The organism is Pseudomonas sp. ARP3, assembly GCF_001029595.1.
Lineage (GTDB): Bacteria > Pseudomonadota > Gammaproteobacteria > Pseudomonadales > Pseudomonadaceae > Aquipseudomonas > Aquipseudomonas rhodesiae.
Genome location: NZ_LEKF01000006.1, coordinates 224,842 through 241,803, shown reverse-complemented (window position 1 = coordinate 241,803; position 16,962 = coordinate 224,842). Strand labels below are relative to the sequence as shown.

15 protein-coding genes are annotated in these 16,962 nt (G+C 59.4%); 9 read left to right on the top strand and 6 right to left on the bottom strand.

Annotated elements, in window-relative coordinates:
* Positions 1-368 precede the first annotated feature (368 nt).
* Complete coding sequence (gene icd, locus ABX75_RS10270; protein WP_034098676.1) at positions 369-1,625, top strand: NADP-dependent isocitrate dehydrogenase; 1,257 nt, start codon at positions 369-371, stop codon at positions 1,623-1,625.
* A 73-nt stretch (positions 1,626-1,698) separates the two neighbouring features.
* On the opposite strand, the gene cspD is transcribed toward icd, so the two are convergent.
* Positions 1,699-2,004, bottom strand: a complete 306-nt coding sequence (gene cspD / locus ABX75_RS10265; RefSeq protein WP_034098674.1) for a cold shock domain-containing protein CspD — start codon at positions 2,002-2,004, stop codon at positions 1,699-1,701.
* A 224-nt stretch (positions 2,005-2,228) separates the two neighbouring features.
* On the opposite strand from cspD, the gene clpS reads away from it, so the two are divergent.
* Positions 2,229-2,597, top strand: coding sequence for an ATP-dependent Clp protease adapter ClpS (gene clpS, locus ABX75_RS10260; RefSeq protein ID WP_010567912.1), 369 nt, complete (start codon positions 2,229-2,231; stop codon positions 2,595-2,597).
* Positions 2,598-2,626: 29 nt separating this feature from the next.
* A complete protein-coding gene (clpA, locus tag ABX75_RS10255; RefSeq protein WP_034098673.1) occupies positions 2,627-4,897 on the top strand; it encodes an ATP-dependent Clp protease ATP-binding subunit ClpA in 2,271 nt (756 codons plus the stop codon).
* 154 nt (positions 4,898-5,051) lie between these two features.
* Here the strand turns inward: clpA and infA are convergent, their stop codons facing one another.
* The 3 genes from infA to aat all read right to left on the bottom strand — a co-directional run bounded on the left by infA (position 5,052) and on the right by aat (position 6,815).
* On the bottom strand, positions 5,052-5,270 hold the full coding sequence (gene infA, locus ABX75_RS10250) for a translation initiation factor IF-1 (protein ID WP_002553999.1): 219 nt from the start codon (positions 5,268-5,270) through the stop codon (positions 5,052-5,054).
* 100 nt (positions 5,271-5,370) lie between these two features.
* A complete protein-coding gene (locus tag ABX75_RS10245; protein ID WP_034098670.1) occupies positions 5,371-6,078 on the bottom strand; it encodes an arginyltransferase in 708 nt (235 codons plus the stop codon).
* Positions 6,079-6,134: 56 nt separating this feature from the next.
* Positions 6,135-6,815, bottom strand: coding sequence for a leucyl/phenylalanyl-tRNA--protein transferase (aat, locus tag ABX75_RS10240; protein WP_034114180.1), 681 nt, complete (start codon positions 6,813-6,815; stop codon positions 6,135-6,137).
* Positions 6,816-7,313: 498 nt separating this feature from the next.
* Here aat and ABX75_RS10235 point away from each other — a divergent pair, with 498 nt between their 5' ends.
* From ABX75_RS10235 to cysG, 6 genes are read left to right on the top strand one after another with little or no spacing between them, the layout of a single operon-like run.
* Entirely contained in the window at positions 7,314-9,719 is a 2,406-nt protein-coding gene (locus ABX75_RS10235) for a DNA translocase FtsK (protein WP_034114179.1), read from the top strand.
* 54 nt (positions 9,720-9,773) lie between these two features.
* A complete protein-coding gene (gene lolA, locus ABX75_RS10230; protein ID WP_047881869.1) occupies positions 9,774-10,397 on the top strand; it encodes an outer membrane lipoprotein chaperone LolA in 624 nt (207 codons plus the stop codon).
* Positions 10,398-10,424: 27 nt separating this feature from the next.
* Positions 10,425-11,747 carry a replication-associated recombination protein A gene (locus ABX75_RS10225; protein WP_047881868.1) on the top strand — a complete coding sequence of 441 codons (1,323 nt, stop codon included), beginning with the start codon at positions 10,425-10,427 and terminating at the stop codon, positions 11,745-11,747.
* Entirely contained in the window at positions 11,747-12,121 is a 375-nt protein-coding gene (crcB, locus tag ABX75_RS10220) for a fluoride efflux transporter CrcB (RefSeq protein ID WP_034098661.1), read from the top strand. Before ABX75_RS10225 ends, crcB begins: the two co-directional genes overlap by 1 nt.
* Positions 12,122-12,137: 16 nt before the next feature.
* Positions 12,138-13,418 (top strand): serine--tRNA ligase, encoded by a 1,281-nt coding sequence (gene serS, locus ABX75_RS10215; protein WP_047881867.1) that lies wholly within the window; start codon positions 12,138-12,140, stop codon positions 13,416-13,418.
* On the top strand, positions 13,419-14,813 hold the full coding sequence (gene cysG / locus ABX75_RS10210) for a siroheme synthase CysG (RefSeq protein WP_034098656.1): 1,395 nt from the start codon (positions 13,419-13,421) through the stop codon (positions 14,811-14,813).
* A gap of 72 nt (positions 14,814-14,885) precedes the next feature.
* Here the strand turns inward: cysG and ABX75_RS10205 are convergent, their stop codons facing one another.
* Positions 14,886-15,881: a glutathione S-transferase family protein gene (locus tag ABX75_RS10205; RefSeq protein WP_047881866.1), complete on the bottom strand. Its 996-nt coding sequence runs from the start codon at positions 15,879-15,881 to the stop codon at positions 14,886-14,888.
* An 88-nt stretch (positions 15,882-15,969) separates the two neighbouring features.
* Positions 15,970-16,953: a glycosyl transferase family protein gene (locus tag ABX75_RS10200; RefSeq protein ID WP_169903559.1), complete on the bottom strand. Its 984-nt coding sequence runs from the start codon at positions 16,951-16,953 to the stop codon at positions 15,970-15,972.
* Between the last annotated feature and the right edge of the window lie 9 nt (positions 16,954-16,962).

Genomic DNA, 16,962 nt, shown 5'->3' with positions numbered 1-16,962 from the left:
GCATCAGTCGAGCGTCAAGCGGGTGGACTATTGTAATAGTCCTGCTTTCTGGCGGAGGGCCCGATTCTAGAGCGGTCTGCCGGCGTGACTCTTGGGTCAGCGGCGGCATTATACATAGGTCGCTATGCTTACGCTGAGCCTTCATACAAAAGGTGGGTCGTCCATTGGTCTAAAGGTCGCAGGTACTGGTTTACGCCTAAAGTCGCACGATGTGCTCAAGATTGGCGTTTTTCCCTTTGCTTTCAGGCTTGTAGGCGACAATTTATGCTGTTTTCGATGCAAATGAGCATGGCGCAAGGTTTCGGTCGCCATTTATCTGGAGTAGGCTCGAACGCAGCCAGATGTTCAATCCAACGATGGAGTTCAGCATGGGATACAAGAAGATTCAGGTTCCGGCAGTCGGCGACAAAATCACCGTCAACGCAGACCATTCTCTCAATGTTCCTGACCACCCGATCATCCCGTTCATCGAGGGTGACGGCATTGGCGTCGACATCAGCCCGGTGATGATCAAGGTCGTCGACGCAGCGGTTGCCAAGGCTTACGGCGGCAAGCGCAAGATTTCCTGGATGGAGGTTTATGCCGGCGAGAAAGCGACACAGGTTTACGACCAAGATACCTGGCTGCCTCAGGAAACCCTGGACGCAGTTAAGGACTACGTGGTGTCGATCAAGGGCCCGTTGACTACCCCGGTGGGTGGCGGTATCCGTTCGTTGAACGTTGCCCTGCGTCAGCAACTCGATCTGTATGTGTGCCTGCGCCCTGTGCGTTGGTTCGAAGGCGTGCCCAGCCCGGTGAAAAAGCCTGGCGACGTGGACATGACCATCTTCCGTGAGAACTCCGAAGATATTTACGCCGGTATTGAATGGAAAGCCGGTTCGCCGGAAGCGATCAAAGTGATCAAGTTCCTTAAGGAGGAAATGGGCGTCACTAAGATTCGCTTCGACCAGGACTGCGGGATTGGCGTCAAGCCGGTGTCCAAGGAAGGTACTCAGCGTCTGGCGCGTAAAGCCCTGCAATATGTCGTGGATAACGACCGTGACTCGCTGACCATCGTGCACAAAGGCAACATTATGAAGTTCACCGAAGGTGCCTTCAAAGAATGGGCCTACGAAGTGGCTGCGCAGGAGTTTGGCGCGACTCTGTTGGATGGCGGTCCTTGGATGCAGTTCAAGAACCCGAAAACCGGCAAAAACGTGGTGGTCAAAGATGCGATTGCTGACGCCATGCTCCAGCAGATACTGCTGCGCCCAGCCGAATATGACGTGATCGCGACCCTTAACCTCAACGGTGACTACCTGTCCGATGCCCTCGCGGCGGAGGTGGGTGGGATTGGTATCGCGCCAGGCGCCAACCTGTCCGACACCGTGGCGATGTTCGAAGCCACCCACGGCACAGCGCCCAAATATGCGGGCAAAGATCAGGTCAACCCAGGTTCGCTGATTCTGTCGGCGGAAATGATGTTGCGCCATATGGGCTGGACCGAAGCTGCGGACTTGATCATCAAGGGCACCAACGGGGCGATTTCGGCCAAGACCGTGACCTATGATTTCGAGCGCCTGATGGAGGGCGCGAAGCTGGTGTCGTCGTCAGGCTTTGGTGATGCGTTGATTTCGCATATGTAAGGCAGGCTAAAAAACGGCCATTCTGCAGAACCAGAATGGCCGTTTTTTTTGCAGGCTATTTACCCAAATGTGATCAGGCCAGTTGCTTATTTTGTTTAGAGGGCTGGTCTTTTTTGGGCTGTTTTTCGTGCGTAACGTCGTGGGCCGTCCCAGGCGCTGCCGCGCAGGCCGCACAAATTGCGACGGCATGCAGTCCCTTTGGCCCCTGAATGATCTCGAACTCCACGCTTTGGCCTGCTTTCAGCGTCTTGTAGCCGTCCATGGTGATCGCTGAATAGTGCGCAAAAAGGTCCTCGCTTTTACCTTCTTCATTAATAAAGCCATATCCCTTGGCATTATTGAACCACTTGACCTTGCCTTTGATCTTGACGCCAGACATAACCCATTTCCTTCTGCACCAGACTCCATCACTGGAGTATCATCCAGTTTATCCGTCCTAACCCGAATAAATAAGGTTGACTGCGCGGACCTTTTTTACCCACTGTGGGTTCTATTGGTTGTAACACCGATTTGCCGATAGTCAAGGCGACCAATCGCTCAGCGTTGAAATTCTGACAGGTTGCCCCCACCACTGTATTGAACAACTGACGAACCTTTCTTTCCATGCATGCAATCAGCCAGATTCGACTAACATTCAATCAGGATCGACCGGATCACGAACACGATGACGACGGTTCTGCAGGCATTGCTGTTCAGGAGGCCAAGCCTGCCTTACAGGCGCCGCCGATGTACAAGGTGGTTTTGTTCAACGATGACTACACACCGATGGATTTCGTGGTCGAAGTGCTCGAGGTGTTTTTTAACCTGAACCGCGAGTTGGCGACCAAGGTAATGCTGGCCGTTCATACAGAAGGACGGGCAGTATGTGGAGTGTTTACCCGCGACATCGCCGAGACAAAGGCCATGCAGGTCAACCAGTACGCCAGGGAAAGCCAGCATCCGCTACTCTGTGAAATCGAGAAGGACGGTTAACGCCGACCACTTGGGTATGAGGTGAAGCTATGTTAAACCGCGAGCTCGAAGTCACCCTCAATCTTGCCTTCAAGGAGGCTCGCTCGAAGCGTCATGAATTCATGACCGTCGAGCACCTGCTGCTGGCACTTTTGGATAACGAAGCTGCCGCCACCGTTCTGCGTGCGTGCGGCGCCAATCTCGATAAGCTCAAGCATGATCTGCAGGAGTTTATCGACTCCACCACGCCACTGATCCCCGTGCATGACGAGGACCGTGAAACCCAGCCTACCCTGGGCTTTCAGCGGGTATTGCAGCGTGCTGTGTTCCACGTACAGAGCTCCGGTAAGCGCGAAGTCACAGGGGCCAATGTGCTCGTGGCGATCTTCAGCGAACAGGAAAGTCAGGCTGTGTTTCTGCTCAAGCAGCAGAGCGTTGCCCGTATTGATGTCGTCAACTACATCGCCCACGGTATCTCCAAAGTGCCAGGGCACGGCGATCATTCCGAGGGTGAGCAGGATATGCAGGACGACGAGGGCGGTGAGTCTTCTTCTTCGGGCAATCCACTGGATGCCTATGCCAGCAACCTCAACGAACTGGCGCGCCAGGGGCGGATCGATCCGTTGGTGGGGCGTGAGCTTGAGGTCGAGCGGGTAGCGCAGATCCTCGCGCGCCGTCGCAAGAACAACCCCTTGCTGGTCGGCGAGGCAGGTGTGGGCAAGACTGCGATAGCCGAAGGTCTGGCCAAGCGTATTGTCGACAACCAAGTGCCGGATCTGCTGGCCAATAGTGTTGTGTACTCACTCGACTTGGGTGCGTTGCTTGCCGGTACCAAATACCGCGGCGACTTTGAGAAGCGCTTCAAGGCATTGCTGGGCGAGTTGAAAAAACGTCCCCAGGCGATTCTGTTTATTGACGAAATCCACACCATCATCGGAGCCGGTGCGGCTTCCGGCGGGGTCATGGATGCTTCCAATTTACTCAAGCCGTTGCTGTCGTCAGGTGATATCCGCTGCATCGGTTCGACCACGTTCCAGGAATTTCGCGGAATCTTCGAAAAAGACCGCGCCTTGGCGCGCCGCTTCCAGAAGGTCGATGTGTCCGAGCCGTCGGTGGAAGACACCATCGGCATCCTGCGCGGGCTGAAAGGGCGTTTCGAATCGCACCATGGCATCGAGTACACCGACGAGGCGCTGCGTTCGGCTGCGGAGCTGGCATCGCGCTACATCAATGATCGACACATGCCGGATAAGGCGATCGATGTGATTGATGAGGCGGGCGCTTACCAGCGTCTCCAGCCGGTCGAGAAGCGTGTCAAGCGCATCGACGTGCCGCAGGTTGAAGATATCGTGGCCAAGATTGCGCGGATTCCGCCGAAGCACGTCACCAGCTCCGACAAAGAGCTGCTGCGTAACCTGGAGCGTGATCTCAAGCTGACCGTGTTCGGCCAGGATGCGGCCATCGACTCGTTGTCCACTGCGATCAAGTTGTCGCGCGCGGGCCTCAAGTCGCCGGACAAGCCTGTCGGTTCGTTCCTGTTCGCTGGTCCCACCGGCGTTGGCAAGACCGAGGCGGCGCGGCAGTTGGCCAAGGCCATGGGGATCGAGTTGGTTCGCTTCGACATGTCCGAGTACATGGAGCGGCATACCGTGTCGCGTTTGATCGGTGCGCCTCCAGGCTATGTCGGCTTCGATCAGGGCGGTCTGTTGACCGAGGCGATCACCAAGCAGCCCCACTGCGTATTGTTGCTCGATGAAATCGAGAAGGCTCACCCGGAAGTCTTCAACCTGCTGCTGCAGGTTATGGACCACGGGACCCTCACCGATAACAACGGGCGCAAGGCGGATTTCCGCAATGTGATCGTGATCATGACCACCAACGCCGGTGCCGAAACGGCTGCGCGGGCCTCGATTGGCTTCAGTCATCAGGATCACTCTTCCGATGCGATGGAAGTGATCAAGAAGAGCTTTACGCCGGAGTTCCGCAACCGTTTGGACACCATTATCCAGTTTGGTCGCCTCAGCCATGAGGTTATCAAGAGCGTGGTGGACAAGTTCCTTACCGAGCTTCAGGCGCAGTTGGAAGACAAGCGCGTGCAGTTGGAGGTAACGGACGCCGCACGCAGCTGGCTGGCAGAGGGTGGTTACGACGCGGCAATGGGCGCTCGTCCGATGGCGCGCCTGATTCAGGACAAGATCAAGCGGCCGCTGGCCGAAGAGATCCTGTTCGGCGAGTTGGCGGACCACGGCGGCGTGGTGCACATCGATCTGAAGGACGGCGAGTTGACCTTCGACTTCGAAACCACGGCGGAAATGGCCTAATCGTTCTGTACCCATGCAAGAGGCGCCGAAAGGCGCCTTTTTGCTGTCTGGAAAAATAATTGCAAGAACAATTAAGTCCAGTGTGGGGAGGTGTCAGCAACAACCCAGGTACACAAAAACGCCCGGCATAACCGGGCGTTTTGTATTGACTTGCTTAGCGAGCGCGGTAAGTGATGCGCCCTTTGCTCAAGTCATAGGGCGTCAGCTCGACGCGCACTTTGTCACCGGTAAGAATACGAATGTAGTTCTTGCGCATCTTGCCGGAGATATGCGCGGTTACGACGTGCCCATTTTCCAACTCCACACGAAACATGGTGTTGGGCAGGGTGTCGACGACAGTGCCTTCCATTTCGAAGCTGTCTTCTTTCGACATGCAGTAAAGCCCTCGGTATCCAGTGAATGGCCCGGTGCAACTGCGCCAGGCAAAAGCGGCGTGCATTGTGCCCGAAAAAGGGTGTTTAAGCCAAGGGGTTCTAGTTAAGCGTGACCCATCTTTGATTAATCAGTAGCTCAATGGGCCGATATTGGGTCTTGTAGTTCATCTTTTTGCAGTTTTTGATCCAGTAGCCGAGGTACACCGCCTCCAGTTCCAAGCGCAGTGCTTCGCCAATCTGCCAGAGGATCGCAAACCGTCCCAGGCTGCGCCGTTCCTCGCCCGGCTCGTAGAAGGTGTACACCGCCGACAAGCCGTTAGGCAGCAGATCGGTCACCGCCACTGCCATCAGTTGCCCGTGTGCACGAAACTCATAGAATCGCGAGAACGGCAGATCGCGCACCAGAAAGGTCGAAAACTGGTCGCGACTGGGCGGGAACATATCGCCGTCGGCGTGGCGCTGTTCGATATAACGCTGGTAAAGATCGAAATACTCTTCGGTGAAGCGTGGCTTGGATGAGGTTACCGTCAGATCGGCGTTGCGCTTGAGGATGCGCTTTTGATTGCGGTCCGGCGTGAATTGCGCAACCGGGATGCGGGCCGGGACGCAGGCATTGCAGTTCTGGCAGTGAGGCCGGTACAGATGGTCGCCGCTGCGTCGAAAGCCCATTTCCGATAAGTCGGCGTACACATGCACGTCCATGGGCTGGCTGGGATCGAGGAACAGCGTAGTAGCCTGCTCGTCGGGCAGATAGCTGCAAGAGTGAGCTTGAGTGGCATAAAACTTCAAGCGCGCCAGCTCGGTCATGATCAACCCTCGAAATAAGCTTTGAAATAAGTGTAAGCCAGGTCGGCGCAAGCCGCTTAATAAACCCAGGGTCCGGTGTTGGGTCGGTCCAAGTGCTCACGCAGAAAGCCCGCGAACTCATGGCGCGGGATGGCGCGGGCGCCCAAGCTGTGCAAATGGTCGTTGGGCATCTGGCAGTCGATCAGCACGTACCCCCAAGCCTGCAACTGGCGGGTGAGGGTGGCGAAACCGAATTTCGAGGCGTTATCGGCGCGGCTGAACATGGATTCCCCAAAGAACAGCTGGCCCATTGCTAGCCCGTATAGGCCGCCGACCAGGGTGTCGCCGTCCCACACCTCCACCGAGTGGGCATAGCCACGTTTGTGCAGTTCCACATAGGCACGCTGGATGCCTTCGGTGATCCAGGTGCTGTCGGCGTAAGCTCGTGGTGCGGCGCACGCTTGGATAACGGCGGCAAAGTCCTGGTCGAAGGTCACGGTATAGCGCTGCTGGCGCAACAGTTTGGCCAGACTGCGGGATACGTGCAGCTCATCGGGGAATATCACGGTACGCGGGTCCGGTGACCACCACAAAATGGGCTGGCCCTCGGAGAACCACGGGAAACAGCCATGACGATAGGCTTCAACCAGGCGCTCGGCCGATAGGTCGCCACCGGCGGCGAGCAGGCCATTGGGCTCGCGCATGGCCTTGGTCAGCGGCGGGAAGGTCAGTGAGTCGCGTTGTAGCCAGGTCAGCATGGGCATCCAGGTTTGCGGAAGGGGAGGGGAGTGACGGGCTTGGCGCCTGCCTCGGACAAGCTGATTATTGTCGACCCAACGCTGTGGGGCCAGCTCGAATCGGTTGTCAGGGTGGAATGGCCGGCGCAGGTGCCTCTGCAACTCTGTGTCATGGGTGTGGTCGTAATCGGGTCAGGCGCATGCAGGCCATTTGCCAAGCTTGCTTGGATTGGTAAAAACCGCGCATAAGCCTTTGTCAGCAAAGACAATGCATGCTCAAATTGAACATGCTGTCATACATTAATTGGGCGGGCTGTCGGGTAGGAGGCAATGGCGTGGCATCGCGGGCACAAATCCGTACAATGCGGCCATTGTGGCGGTATCGCCGTTTCGCCTGGCAATCGGCAGTGTTAAAAGTAGTTTCTACCCGTTCGTTCATTTTTCAGCTGCCCGGATCCGGCAGTATTTTGCAGTCATTCAACAGATGGACGCGCTAAAAGGCGCAGGAAAAGACCCGTTTTGAAGAAATCCACCGCGACACCTAAAACAGTCGTGCCGGCCTGGCGTCAGCACCTGCATTATCGTCTCAAGGAAGGTGCGCTTATCGCGATCGGCGCTCTGTGCCTGTTCCTGATGATGGCCTTGCTCACCTATGGCAAGGACGATCCGGGCTGGAGCCACAACAGCAAGATCGATGACGTGCAGAACTTCGGCGGGCCCGTGGGCTCCTACAGCGCCGATATTCTGTTCATGGTGCTGGGTTACTTTGCCTATATCTTCCCCCTGCTGCTGGCGATCAAGACCTGGCAGATCTTCCGCCAGCGCCATGAGCCTTGGCAGTGGAGCGGCTGGCTGTTCTCGTGGCGTTTGATCGGCCTGGTGTTTCTGGTGTTGTCCGGCGCGGCTCTGGCCCATATCCATTTCCATGCGCCTACCGGCCTGCCAGCAGGCGCGGGCGGTGCGCTGGGCGAAAGCCTCGGCGACCTGGCGCGCAAGACCCTGAATATCCAGGGCAGCACCTTGATGTTTATCGCGCTGTTCCTGTTCGGCCTTACAGTGTTCACCGACCTGTCATGGTTCAAGGTGATGGACGTGACCGGCAAGATCACCCTCGATCTGCTTGAGCTGTTCCAGGGCGCCGCCAACCGCTGGTGGGCCGCCCGGGTGGAGCGCAAGCGCATGGTGGCCCAACTGCGCGAGGTGGATACCCGTGTCAACGAGGTGGTCGCGCCGAGCACGCCGGATCGGCGTGAGCAGGCCAAGGTCAAGGAACGCCTGATCGAGCGCGAGCAGGCCCTGAGCAAGCATATGTCGGATCGCGAGAAGCAGGTGCCACCAGTGATCGCCCCGGCACCGCCCAAGGCTCCGGAGCCGAGTCATCGCGTACAGAAAGAGAAGCAGGCCCCGTTGTTTATCGACAGCGCGGTCGAAGGCACCTTGCCACCTATCTCGATCCTCGACCCCGCCGAAAAGAAACAACTCAACTATTCCCCTGAGTCCCTGGCGGCCGTTGGCCATCTGTTGGAAATCAAACTCAAGGAATTCGGCGTCGAAGTGTCGGTGGACTCCATTCACCCCGGCCCCGTGATCACCCGTTACGAAATCCAGCCAGCTGCTGGCGTAAAAGTCAGCCGCATCTCTAACCTGGCGAAAGACTTGGCGCGCTCCCTGGCAGTAACCAGCGTGCGCGTGGTGGAAGTGATCCCCGGTAAAACCACCGTGGGTATCGAAATTCCCAACGAAGACCGCCAGATCGTGCGCTTCTCCGAAGTGCTGTCGACTCCTGAGTACGACAACTTCAAATCGCCGGTCACCCTGGCTCTTGGCCATGACATCGGCGGCAAGCCGGTGATTACCGACCTGGCGAAAATGCCCCACTTGCTGGTGGCCGGTACCACCGGTTCCGGTAAGTCGGTGGGCGTGAACGCCATGATCCTGTCGATTCTGTTCAAGTCCGGCCCGGAAGACGCCAAGCTGATCATGATCGACCCGAAGATGCTCGAACTGTCGATCTACGAAGGCATTCCGCACCTGTTGTGTCCCGTGGTCACCGACATGAAGGACGCCGCCAACGCCCTGCGCTGGAGCGTGGCCGAGATGGAGCGCCGCTACAAATTGATGGCGAAGATGGGCGTGCGTAATCTTTCGGGCTTCAATGCCAAGATCAAGGAAGCCCAGGAGCGCGGCGAGACCATTCCGGACCCGCTGTACAAACGCGAGAACATCCACGACGAAGCGCCGATACTGACCAAGCTGCCGACCATTGTCGTAGTGGTGGACGAATTCGCCGACATGATGATGATCGTCGGCAAGAAGGTCGAAGAACTGATCGCGCGTATCGCCCAGAAAGCTCGTGCGGCCGGTATTCACCTGATCCTCGCGACCCAGCGTCCATCGGTGGACGTGATCACCGGTCTGATCAAGGCCAACATCCCGACCCGCATGGCGTTCCAGGTGTCGAGCAAGATCGACTCGCGGACCATCATCGACCAGGGCGGCGCCGAACAGTTGCTGGGCCACGGTGACATGCTCTACATGCCGCCGGGCACCAGCCTGCCGATCCGTGTTCACGGTGCGTTCGTTTCCGATGATGAAGTTCACCGCGTGGTGGAAGCCTGGAAGCTGCGTGGCGCCCCCGAGTACAACGACGACATCCTCAACGGCGTGGAAGAGGCCGGCAGCGGCTTCGAGAACGGCGGCGGGGGTGGTGACGACGATGCCGAAACCGATGCGCTGTACGACGAAGCCGTGGCCTTTGTGCTGGAGAGCCGTCGTGCTTCGATCTCCGCGGTGCAGCGTAAGCTGAAGATCGGCTACAACCGTGCCGCCCGCATGATCGAAGCCATGGAAATGGCCGGCGTGGTGACCGCAATGAACACCAACGGCTCGCGCGAAGTCATTGCCCCCGGGCAAATGCGCGACTGACCTCGCGCCGCATGGCAGCATGCGGCGTGCCCTGCTTACTCAATGAGGATTCCCATGCGTCTTATCCGCATGCTGTTGTTGCCGGCCCTGGCCCTGACCGCTGTTTCGGCCCACGCCGACCCGGCCTCCGTCAAAAGCCTGACCAACCTGCTGGACAAATCCAAGACCCTGACCGCGCGCTTTTCGCAACTGACCCTGGATGCCGGCGGTACTCATCTGCAGGAAACCGCAGGGGAAATGGCGGTGCAGCGCCCAGGGCTGTTCTACTGGCACACCGAGGGCAAGGCCGAGCAGACCATCGTGTCCGATGGCCAGAAAGTCACGTTGTGGGACCCGGACTTGGAGCAAGCGACCATCAAGAAGCTCGACCCGCGCCTGAACCAGACTCCCGCACTGCTGTTGTCGGGTGATGTGTCGAAAATCAGCGACAGCTTCGACATCACCTCCAAGCAAACCAGCAACGTGATCGAGTTCACCCTCAGGCCCAAGTCTAAGGATACGCTGTTTGACACGCTGTCCTTGTCGTTCGGCAATGGCGTGATCAATAACATGCGCCTGATCGACAGCGTCGGCCAGCGCACCGATATCCTGTTCTCCGGGGTCAAGGCCAACGAGCCGGTGCCGGCGTCCAAGTTCAAGTTCGACATCCCCAAGGGTGCCGACGTGATTCAGGAATAATCTGCCCCGAGGTTTCAAACGCTGCCCATGGATTTGTTTCGAAGTGACCCGATTGCCCAGCCCTTGGCCGCGCGCCTGCGCTCGACCAACCTGGATGAGTACGTCGGTCAAGAACACCTGCTCGCTCGCGGCAAGCCCCTGCGCGAAGCCCTGGAGCAGGGGGCGCTGCACTCGATGATCTTCTGGGGGCCGCCAGGCGTGGGCAAGACCACCCTGGCGCGCCTGTTGGCGAAGGTCTCGGATGCGCATTTCGAAACGGTCTCGGCGGTGCTCGCCGGGGTCAAGGAAATCCGCCAGGCCGTTGAAGTGGCCAAGCAGCAGGCCGGTCAGTATGGCAAGCGCACCATTTTGTTCGTCGATGAAGTGCACCGCTTCAACAAGTCGCAGCAAGATGCGTTTTTGCCGTATGTCGAAGACGGCACGCTGATTTTTATCGGTGCCACCACCGAAAACCCCTCATTTGAGCTCAACAACGCGTTGCTGTCGCGGGCGCGAGTCTACGTACTCAAAAGCCTCGATGAAGCGGCGATGCAAAAGCTGCTGCATCGCGCCTTGAGCGAAGACAAGGGGCTGGGCAGGCGTCGTCTGAGCGTGGGCGACGAAGCCTTCAAGATTTTGCTCACGGCCGCAGACGGCGACGGCCGCCGCTTTCTCAATCTGCTGGAAAACGCCTCGGACCTGGCCGAAGACGGCAGCGAAATCGGTGTCGACCTGTTGCAAAGCCTGCTCGGTGACACACGCCGGCGTTTCGACAAGGGCGGCGAAGCGTTTTACGACCAGATTTCGGCGTTGCACAAATCCGTACGCGGCTCCAACCCGGACGGTGCGTTGTATTGGTTCGCGCGCATGATCGACGGTGGCTGCGACCCCCTGTACCTGGCCCGCCGCGTGGTACGCATGGCCAGCGAAGACATCGGCAACGCCGACCCGCGGGCTTTGAGCCTGTGCCTGGCGGCCTGGGATGTGCAGGAGCGCCTCGGCAGCCCGGAAGGCGAATTGGCGGTGGCCCAGGCCATCACCTACCTGGCCTGCGCGCCAAAAAGCAATGCGGTGTATATGGGTTTCAAGTCCGCCCTGCGCGCGGCCGCCGAGTACGGCTCCCTGGAAGTGCCGCTGCACCTGCGCAATGCGCCGACCAAGCTGATGAAACAACTGGGCTACGGTGACGAATACCGTTATGCCCACGATGAGCCGGACGCCTACGCTGCCGGCGAAGACTACTTTCCCGACGCCCTGGAGCCCCAGCCGTTCTATCAGCCAGTGCCGCGCGGCCTGGAGCTGAAGATCGGCGAAAAGCTCAACCACCTCGCGCAACTCGATCGCCTCAGCCCCAAACAGCGGAGAAAGTAGTGCTCAAGACAATTCTTGCCGTGTCCGTGGCCGGCATCGCTGGTACATTATTGCGTTTCGCCACCGGCACCTGGGTCAGCGCCAATTGGCCGAAGCATTTTTATGCGGCGACCTTGGCGGTCAACCTGGTGGGCTGTTTGATTATCGGGCTGTTGTACGGCTGGTTCCTGTTGCGCCCGGAAGTGCCGATTGAGATTCGTGCTGGCTTGATTGTCGGCTTTGTAGGTGGTCTGACGACCTTTTCATCCTTTTCACTGGATACGCTGCGCTTGCTGGAAAGCGGGCAGGCCCTTGTCGCCTTCGGGTACCTGGGCATCAGCGTGTTCGGCGGGCTGCTCGCCACCTGGGCTGGCCTGTCCCTGACCAAACTTTGATAAACGAGAGACCGACATGCTCGATTCCAAACTGTTACGTAGCAACCTTCAGGACGTAGCGGACCGCCTGGCTTCCCGTGGCTTTGCCCTGGATGTCGCGCGCATCGAAGCGCTGGAAGAACAGCGCAAGACCGTCCAGACCCGCACCGAAGCACTGCAGGCTGAGCGGAATGCGCGTTCCAAATCCATCGGTCAGGCCAAGCAGCGCGGTGAAGACATCGCGCCGTTGATGGCGGACGTCGAGCGCATGGGCACCGAGCTGTCCGACGGCAAGGCCGAACTGGACAAGATTCAGTCCGAGCTGGATCAGATCCTGCTGGGCATCCCCAACCTGCCGGACGCCTCCGTACCGGTCGGCGAAGACGAAGACGGCAACGTCGAAGTGCGCCGCTGGGGCACGCCGAAAGCCTTTGATTTCCCGATCAAAGACCACGTCGCCCTGGGCGAATCGAGCGGTGGCCTGGATTTCGAGACCGCCGCCAAGCTGTCCGGCGCGCGCTTTGCCTTGCTGCGTGGCCCGATCGCGCGCCTGCATCGCGCCCTGGCGCAGTTCATGATCAACCTGCACACCGGTGAGCACGGCTACGAAGAAGCCTACACGCCTTACCTGGTTCAGGCGCCAGCGCTGCAGGGCACCGGCCAGCTGCCGAAGTTCGAGGAAGAGCTGTTCAAGATCAGCCGCGACGGCGAGGCCGATTTCTATCTGATTCCGACCGCTGAAGTGTCGCTGACCAATATCGTCGCCGGCGAGATTCTCGACGCCAAGCAACTGCCGATCAAATTCGTCGCCCACACCCCGTGCTTCCGTAGCGAAGCCGGCGCATCGGGGCGCGACACCCGCGGCATGATCCGCCAGCACCAGTTCGACAAAGTCGAGATGGTGCAGGTGGTCGAGCCGTCCACGTCGATGGAAGCCCTGGAAGGCCTGACCGCCAACGCCGAGCGCGTCCTGCAACTGCTGGAGCTGCCGTATCGCGTACTGGCGCTGTGCACCGGCGACATGGGCTTCAGCGCGGTAAAAACCTACGACCTCGAAGTGTGGGTGCCCAGCCAGGACAAGTACCGCGAGATTTCCTCGTGCTCCAACTGCGGTGATTTCCAGGCCCGTCGCATGCAGGCGCGTTTCCGTAACCCGGAGACCGGCAAGCCGGAACTGGTGCACACCCTCAACGGTTCGGGCCTGGCCGTAGGCCGTACGCTGGTGGCCGTACTGGAAAACTACCAGCAAGCCGACGGTTCGATCCGTGTACCAGAGGTGCTCAAGCCGTACATGGCGGGCGTTGAGGTCATCCGCTAAATGGAATTTCTGCCGCTGTTTCATAACCTGCGCGGCAGCCGCGTGCTGGTGGTCGGGGGCGGGGAGATTGCCTTGCGCAAATCCCGGTTGCTGGCGGACGCCGGTGCCGTGCTGCGAGTGGTTGCGCCTCAGATCGAAGACCAGTTGCGTGAGTTGGTACGGGGCAGCGGCGGGGAGCTGATTTTGCGCGGTTATCAGGAGGCGGACCTGGACGGCTGTACCCTGATCATCGCCGCGACGGACGATGAGCCGCTGAATGCGCAAGTGTCCAGCGATGCCAAGCGTCGGTGCGTGCCGGTCAACGTGGTGGATGCGCCGGCCTTATGCAGCGTGATTTTCCCTGCCATCGTCGACCGTTCGCCGCTGGTGATCGCGGTGTCCAGCGGCGGCGACGCGCCGGTGCTGGCGCGCTTGATCCGGGCTAAGCTGGAAACCTGGATTCCGTCTACCTATGGCCAGTTGGCCGGGTTGGCCGCGCGGTTCAGGGCCCAGGTCAAAAGCCTGTATCCGGATGTGCAGCAACGTCGCGCATTCTGGGAAGAGGTATTTCAAGGCCCGATTGCTGACCGTCAACTGGCCGGGCAGGGCGATGAGGCCGAGCGCCTGTTGGTGGCGAAGGTCAACGGAGCGCCGCCTCACGCGCCGGGTGAGGTTTACCTGGTGGGTGCGGGTCCGGGTGACCCCGATTTGCTCACATTCCGCGCGCTGCGCCTGATGCAGCAGGCCGACGTGGTGCTGTATGACCGTCTGGTCGCTCCGGCGATTCTGGAGTTGTGCCGCCGCGATGCCGAGCGTGTGTATGTCGGCAAGCGTCGCGCCGAACATGCGGTGCCCCAGGACCAGATCAACCAGCAACTGGTGAACCTGGCCAAGCAGGGTAAGCGCGTGCTGCGCCTTAAAGGTGGCGATCCGTTCATCTTTGGTCGTGGTGGCGAAGAAATCGAGGAGCTGGCCGCCCATGGCATTCCGTTCCAAGTCGTGCCGGGTATTACCGCAGCCAGCGGTTGTGCGGCGTATGCCGGTATCCCGTTGACCCATCGTGACTATGCACAGTCCGTGCGTTTTATCACGGGGCATTTGAAAGACGGTACTTCGGACCTACCCTGGCAAGATCTGGTCGGGCCTTCGCAGACCCTGGTGTTCTATATGGGCTTGATTGGTTTGCCGATCATCTGCGAACAGCTGATTCAGCATGGTCGCGCCCCGGATACCCCGGCCGCGCTGATCCAGCAGGGCACCACGTCCAACCAGCGCGTGTTCACCGGCACCCTGGCGGATTTGCCGCGCATGGTGGCCGAGCATGAAGTGCATGCCCCAACCCTGGTGATTGTCGGTGAAGTGGTGTTATTGCGTGAGAAATTGAAGTGGTTCGAAGGCGCCCAGTCTCAAGTCTGAAACTAAAGCGCCACCACCCTTTGGAAGGGGGCTTGCCCCCGATGCGGCCTGGCAGTCAGCCAGGCTGTTGGATCAGCTCCACACCCCTTTTCCGCTCAACCGCCGCCGATCGTGCACGGTATCGAACGTCTGCAATGGTCCTTTCGGCACAATCCCCGTTGGGTTGATGGTGCGGTGGCTGGCGTAGTAGTGCCCTTTGATGTGTTCGAAATCCACCGTCTCGGCCACGCTAGGCCACTGATACATTTCCCTCAGCCAATTGGACAGGTTCGCGTAATCGGCAATGCGCCGCAGATTGCATTTGAAGTGGCTGTAATACACCGCATCAAAACGAATCAGCGTAGTGAACAGCCGCACATCGGCTTCGGTCAGGTATTCCCCGGCCAGGTAGCGATGCTCGCCCAGATGCCGTTCCAAGTGATCCAGCTCGGCAAATACATCGTCGAAAGCACTTTCATAGGCTTGCTGCGAGGTGGCGAAGCCCGCGCGATACACGCCGTTGTTGACCGCCGGATAGATCCGCGCGTTCAGTGCGTCGATGGTCGGGCGCAACGGCTCAGGGTAGAAGTCCAGGGCGTTGCCAGTCAGCCCGTTGAACGCGCTGTTGAACATGCGGATGATCTCCGCCGATTCGTTGCTGACGATACGCTGGAGTTGCTTGTCCCACAGCACCGGTACGGTAACGCGTCCAGTGTAGTCGGACGTGTCGGCGGTGTAGCGTTGGTGCATGTAGGCAAAGTCGTCGAGTCGATCACCAGTTGAGCCTGTGGCCTTATCGAAGGTCCAGCCGTTTTCCAGCATCAGCCAGCTGACCACCGACACGTCGATCAGGCTTTCCAGGCCCTTGAGCTTGCGCAGGATCAACGTGCGATGTGCCCACGGGCAGGCCAGGGAAACGTAGAGGTGATAGCGCCCGGCTTCGGCCTTGAAGCCGCCCTCGCCACTGGGGCCAGGCTGGCCGTCGGCGGTGACCCAGTTGCGGCGTTGCGCCTGTTCGCGCTGGAAAGCGCCATCCGCGCTACTTTCGTACCATTGGTCTTTCCAGTGTCCTTCGATCAGCAAACCCATGACTGGCTCCTCGACTAATAAGCGTTGGAGCCCAGTCTAAAGATCAGGGTTCGATTTAAAAGCGCAAAGACTGCGGGTCACTTATCGATTAAATCGATCTATCCCGCGTTTGCCAGTAAGCCTCCGCCATCGCAAACGCCTGTTCGCGGGGGTGCCCAAGGCCGCGCAGCGCCAGTGCCATGGTGGCGATCAGCGCCAGTTGCGGATAGCTGTCCTCGACATCGCCGCGCCATACGGCTTTGAGGTGTTCAGGCTCCAGGGTTGCCGGTTTGACGTGGCGTTGGACGGAGAGGGCGGGCCATTCTTCGTCCCAGCTCTGGCCGCCGGTGGTGCCGTAGAGATGGCTGAGGGTATCGGGGTTGATTTCGATCTCGCCGCCATCGCCCTTGACCACGATCACCGTGTCGCCGAGCAGGCCGCTGGCATCGCGGTGCACGCCTTGGTAACCGGGGTGGAAAATGCTTTGCAAGCCGCACCGAGCGTTCAGCGGGTTGAGCAGGCGCGCCAGGGAGTGGATCGGCGAGCGCAGGCCCAGGGTGTTGCGCAGGTCGATCATGCGTTGCAGCTGCGGCGCCCAATCGCCCAACGGAATAAACGCCAGGTTACCTTGGGCAAACGCCGCCTCCACCTGCTGCCAGTCGCGGCACAGCGGAATCTGCAAGCCGTGCAGTAATTGCTCGGTGTACAGGCGCCCGGCGGTGTGGGCGCCGCCGCCGTGCATCAGGATACGCACGCCGTTTTGTGCCAGGCACTTGGCGGCCAGCAGGAACCACGGGAGGTGGCGCTTTTTACCGGCATAGCTGGGCCAGTCGATATCGACGTTCAGCGCCGGGGCGTTGAGACGCTCGCGTACCGCCTCGGTAAAGCCGGCGAGCTCTTCCGGGCTTTCCTCCTTATGCCGCAGCAGCATCAGAAATGCGCCGAGTTGGGTGTCCTCGACTTTTTCGTCGAGCAACATGCCCATCGCCTCGCGGGCTTCTTCACGGGTGAGGTTGCGCGCACCGCGCTTGCCTTTGCCCAGGATGCGTACGAACTGCGCAAAGGGGTGCTCGGCAGGGGTTTGCAGGGTCAGCGGGGCAAA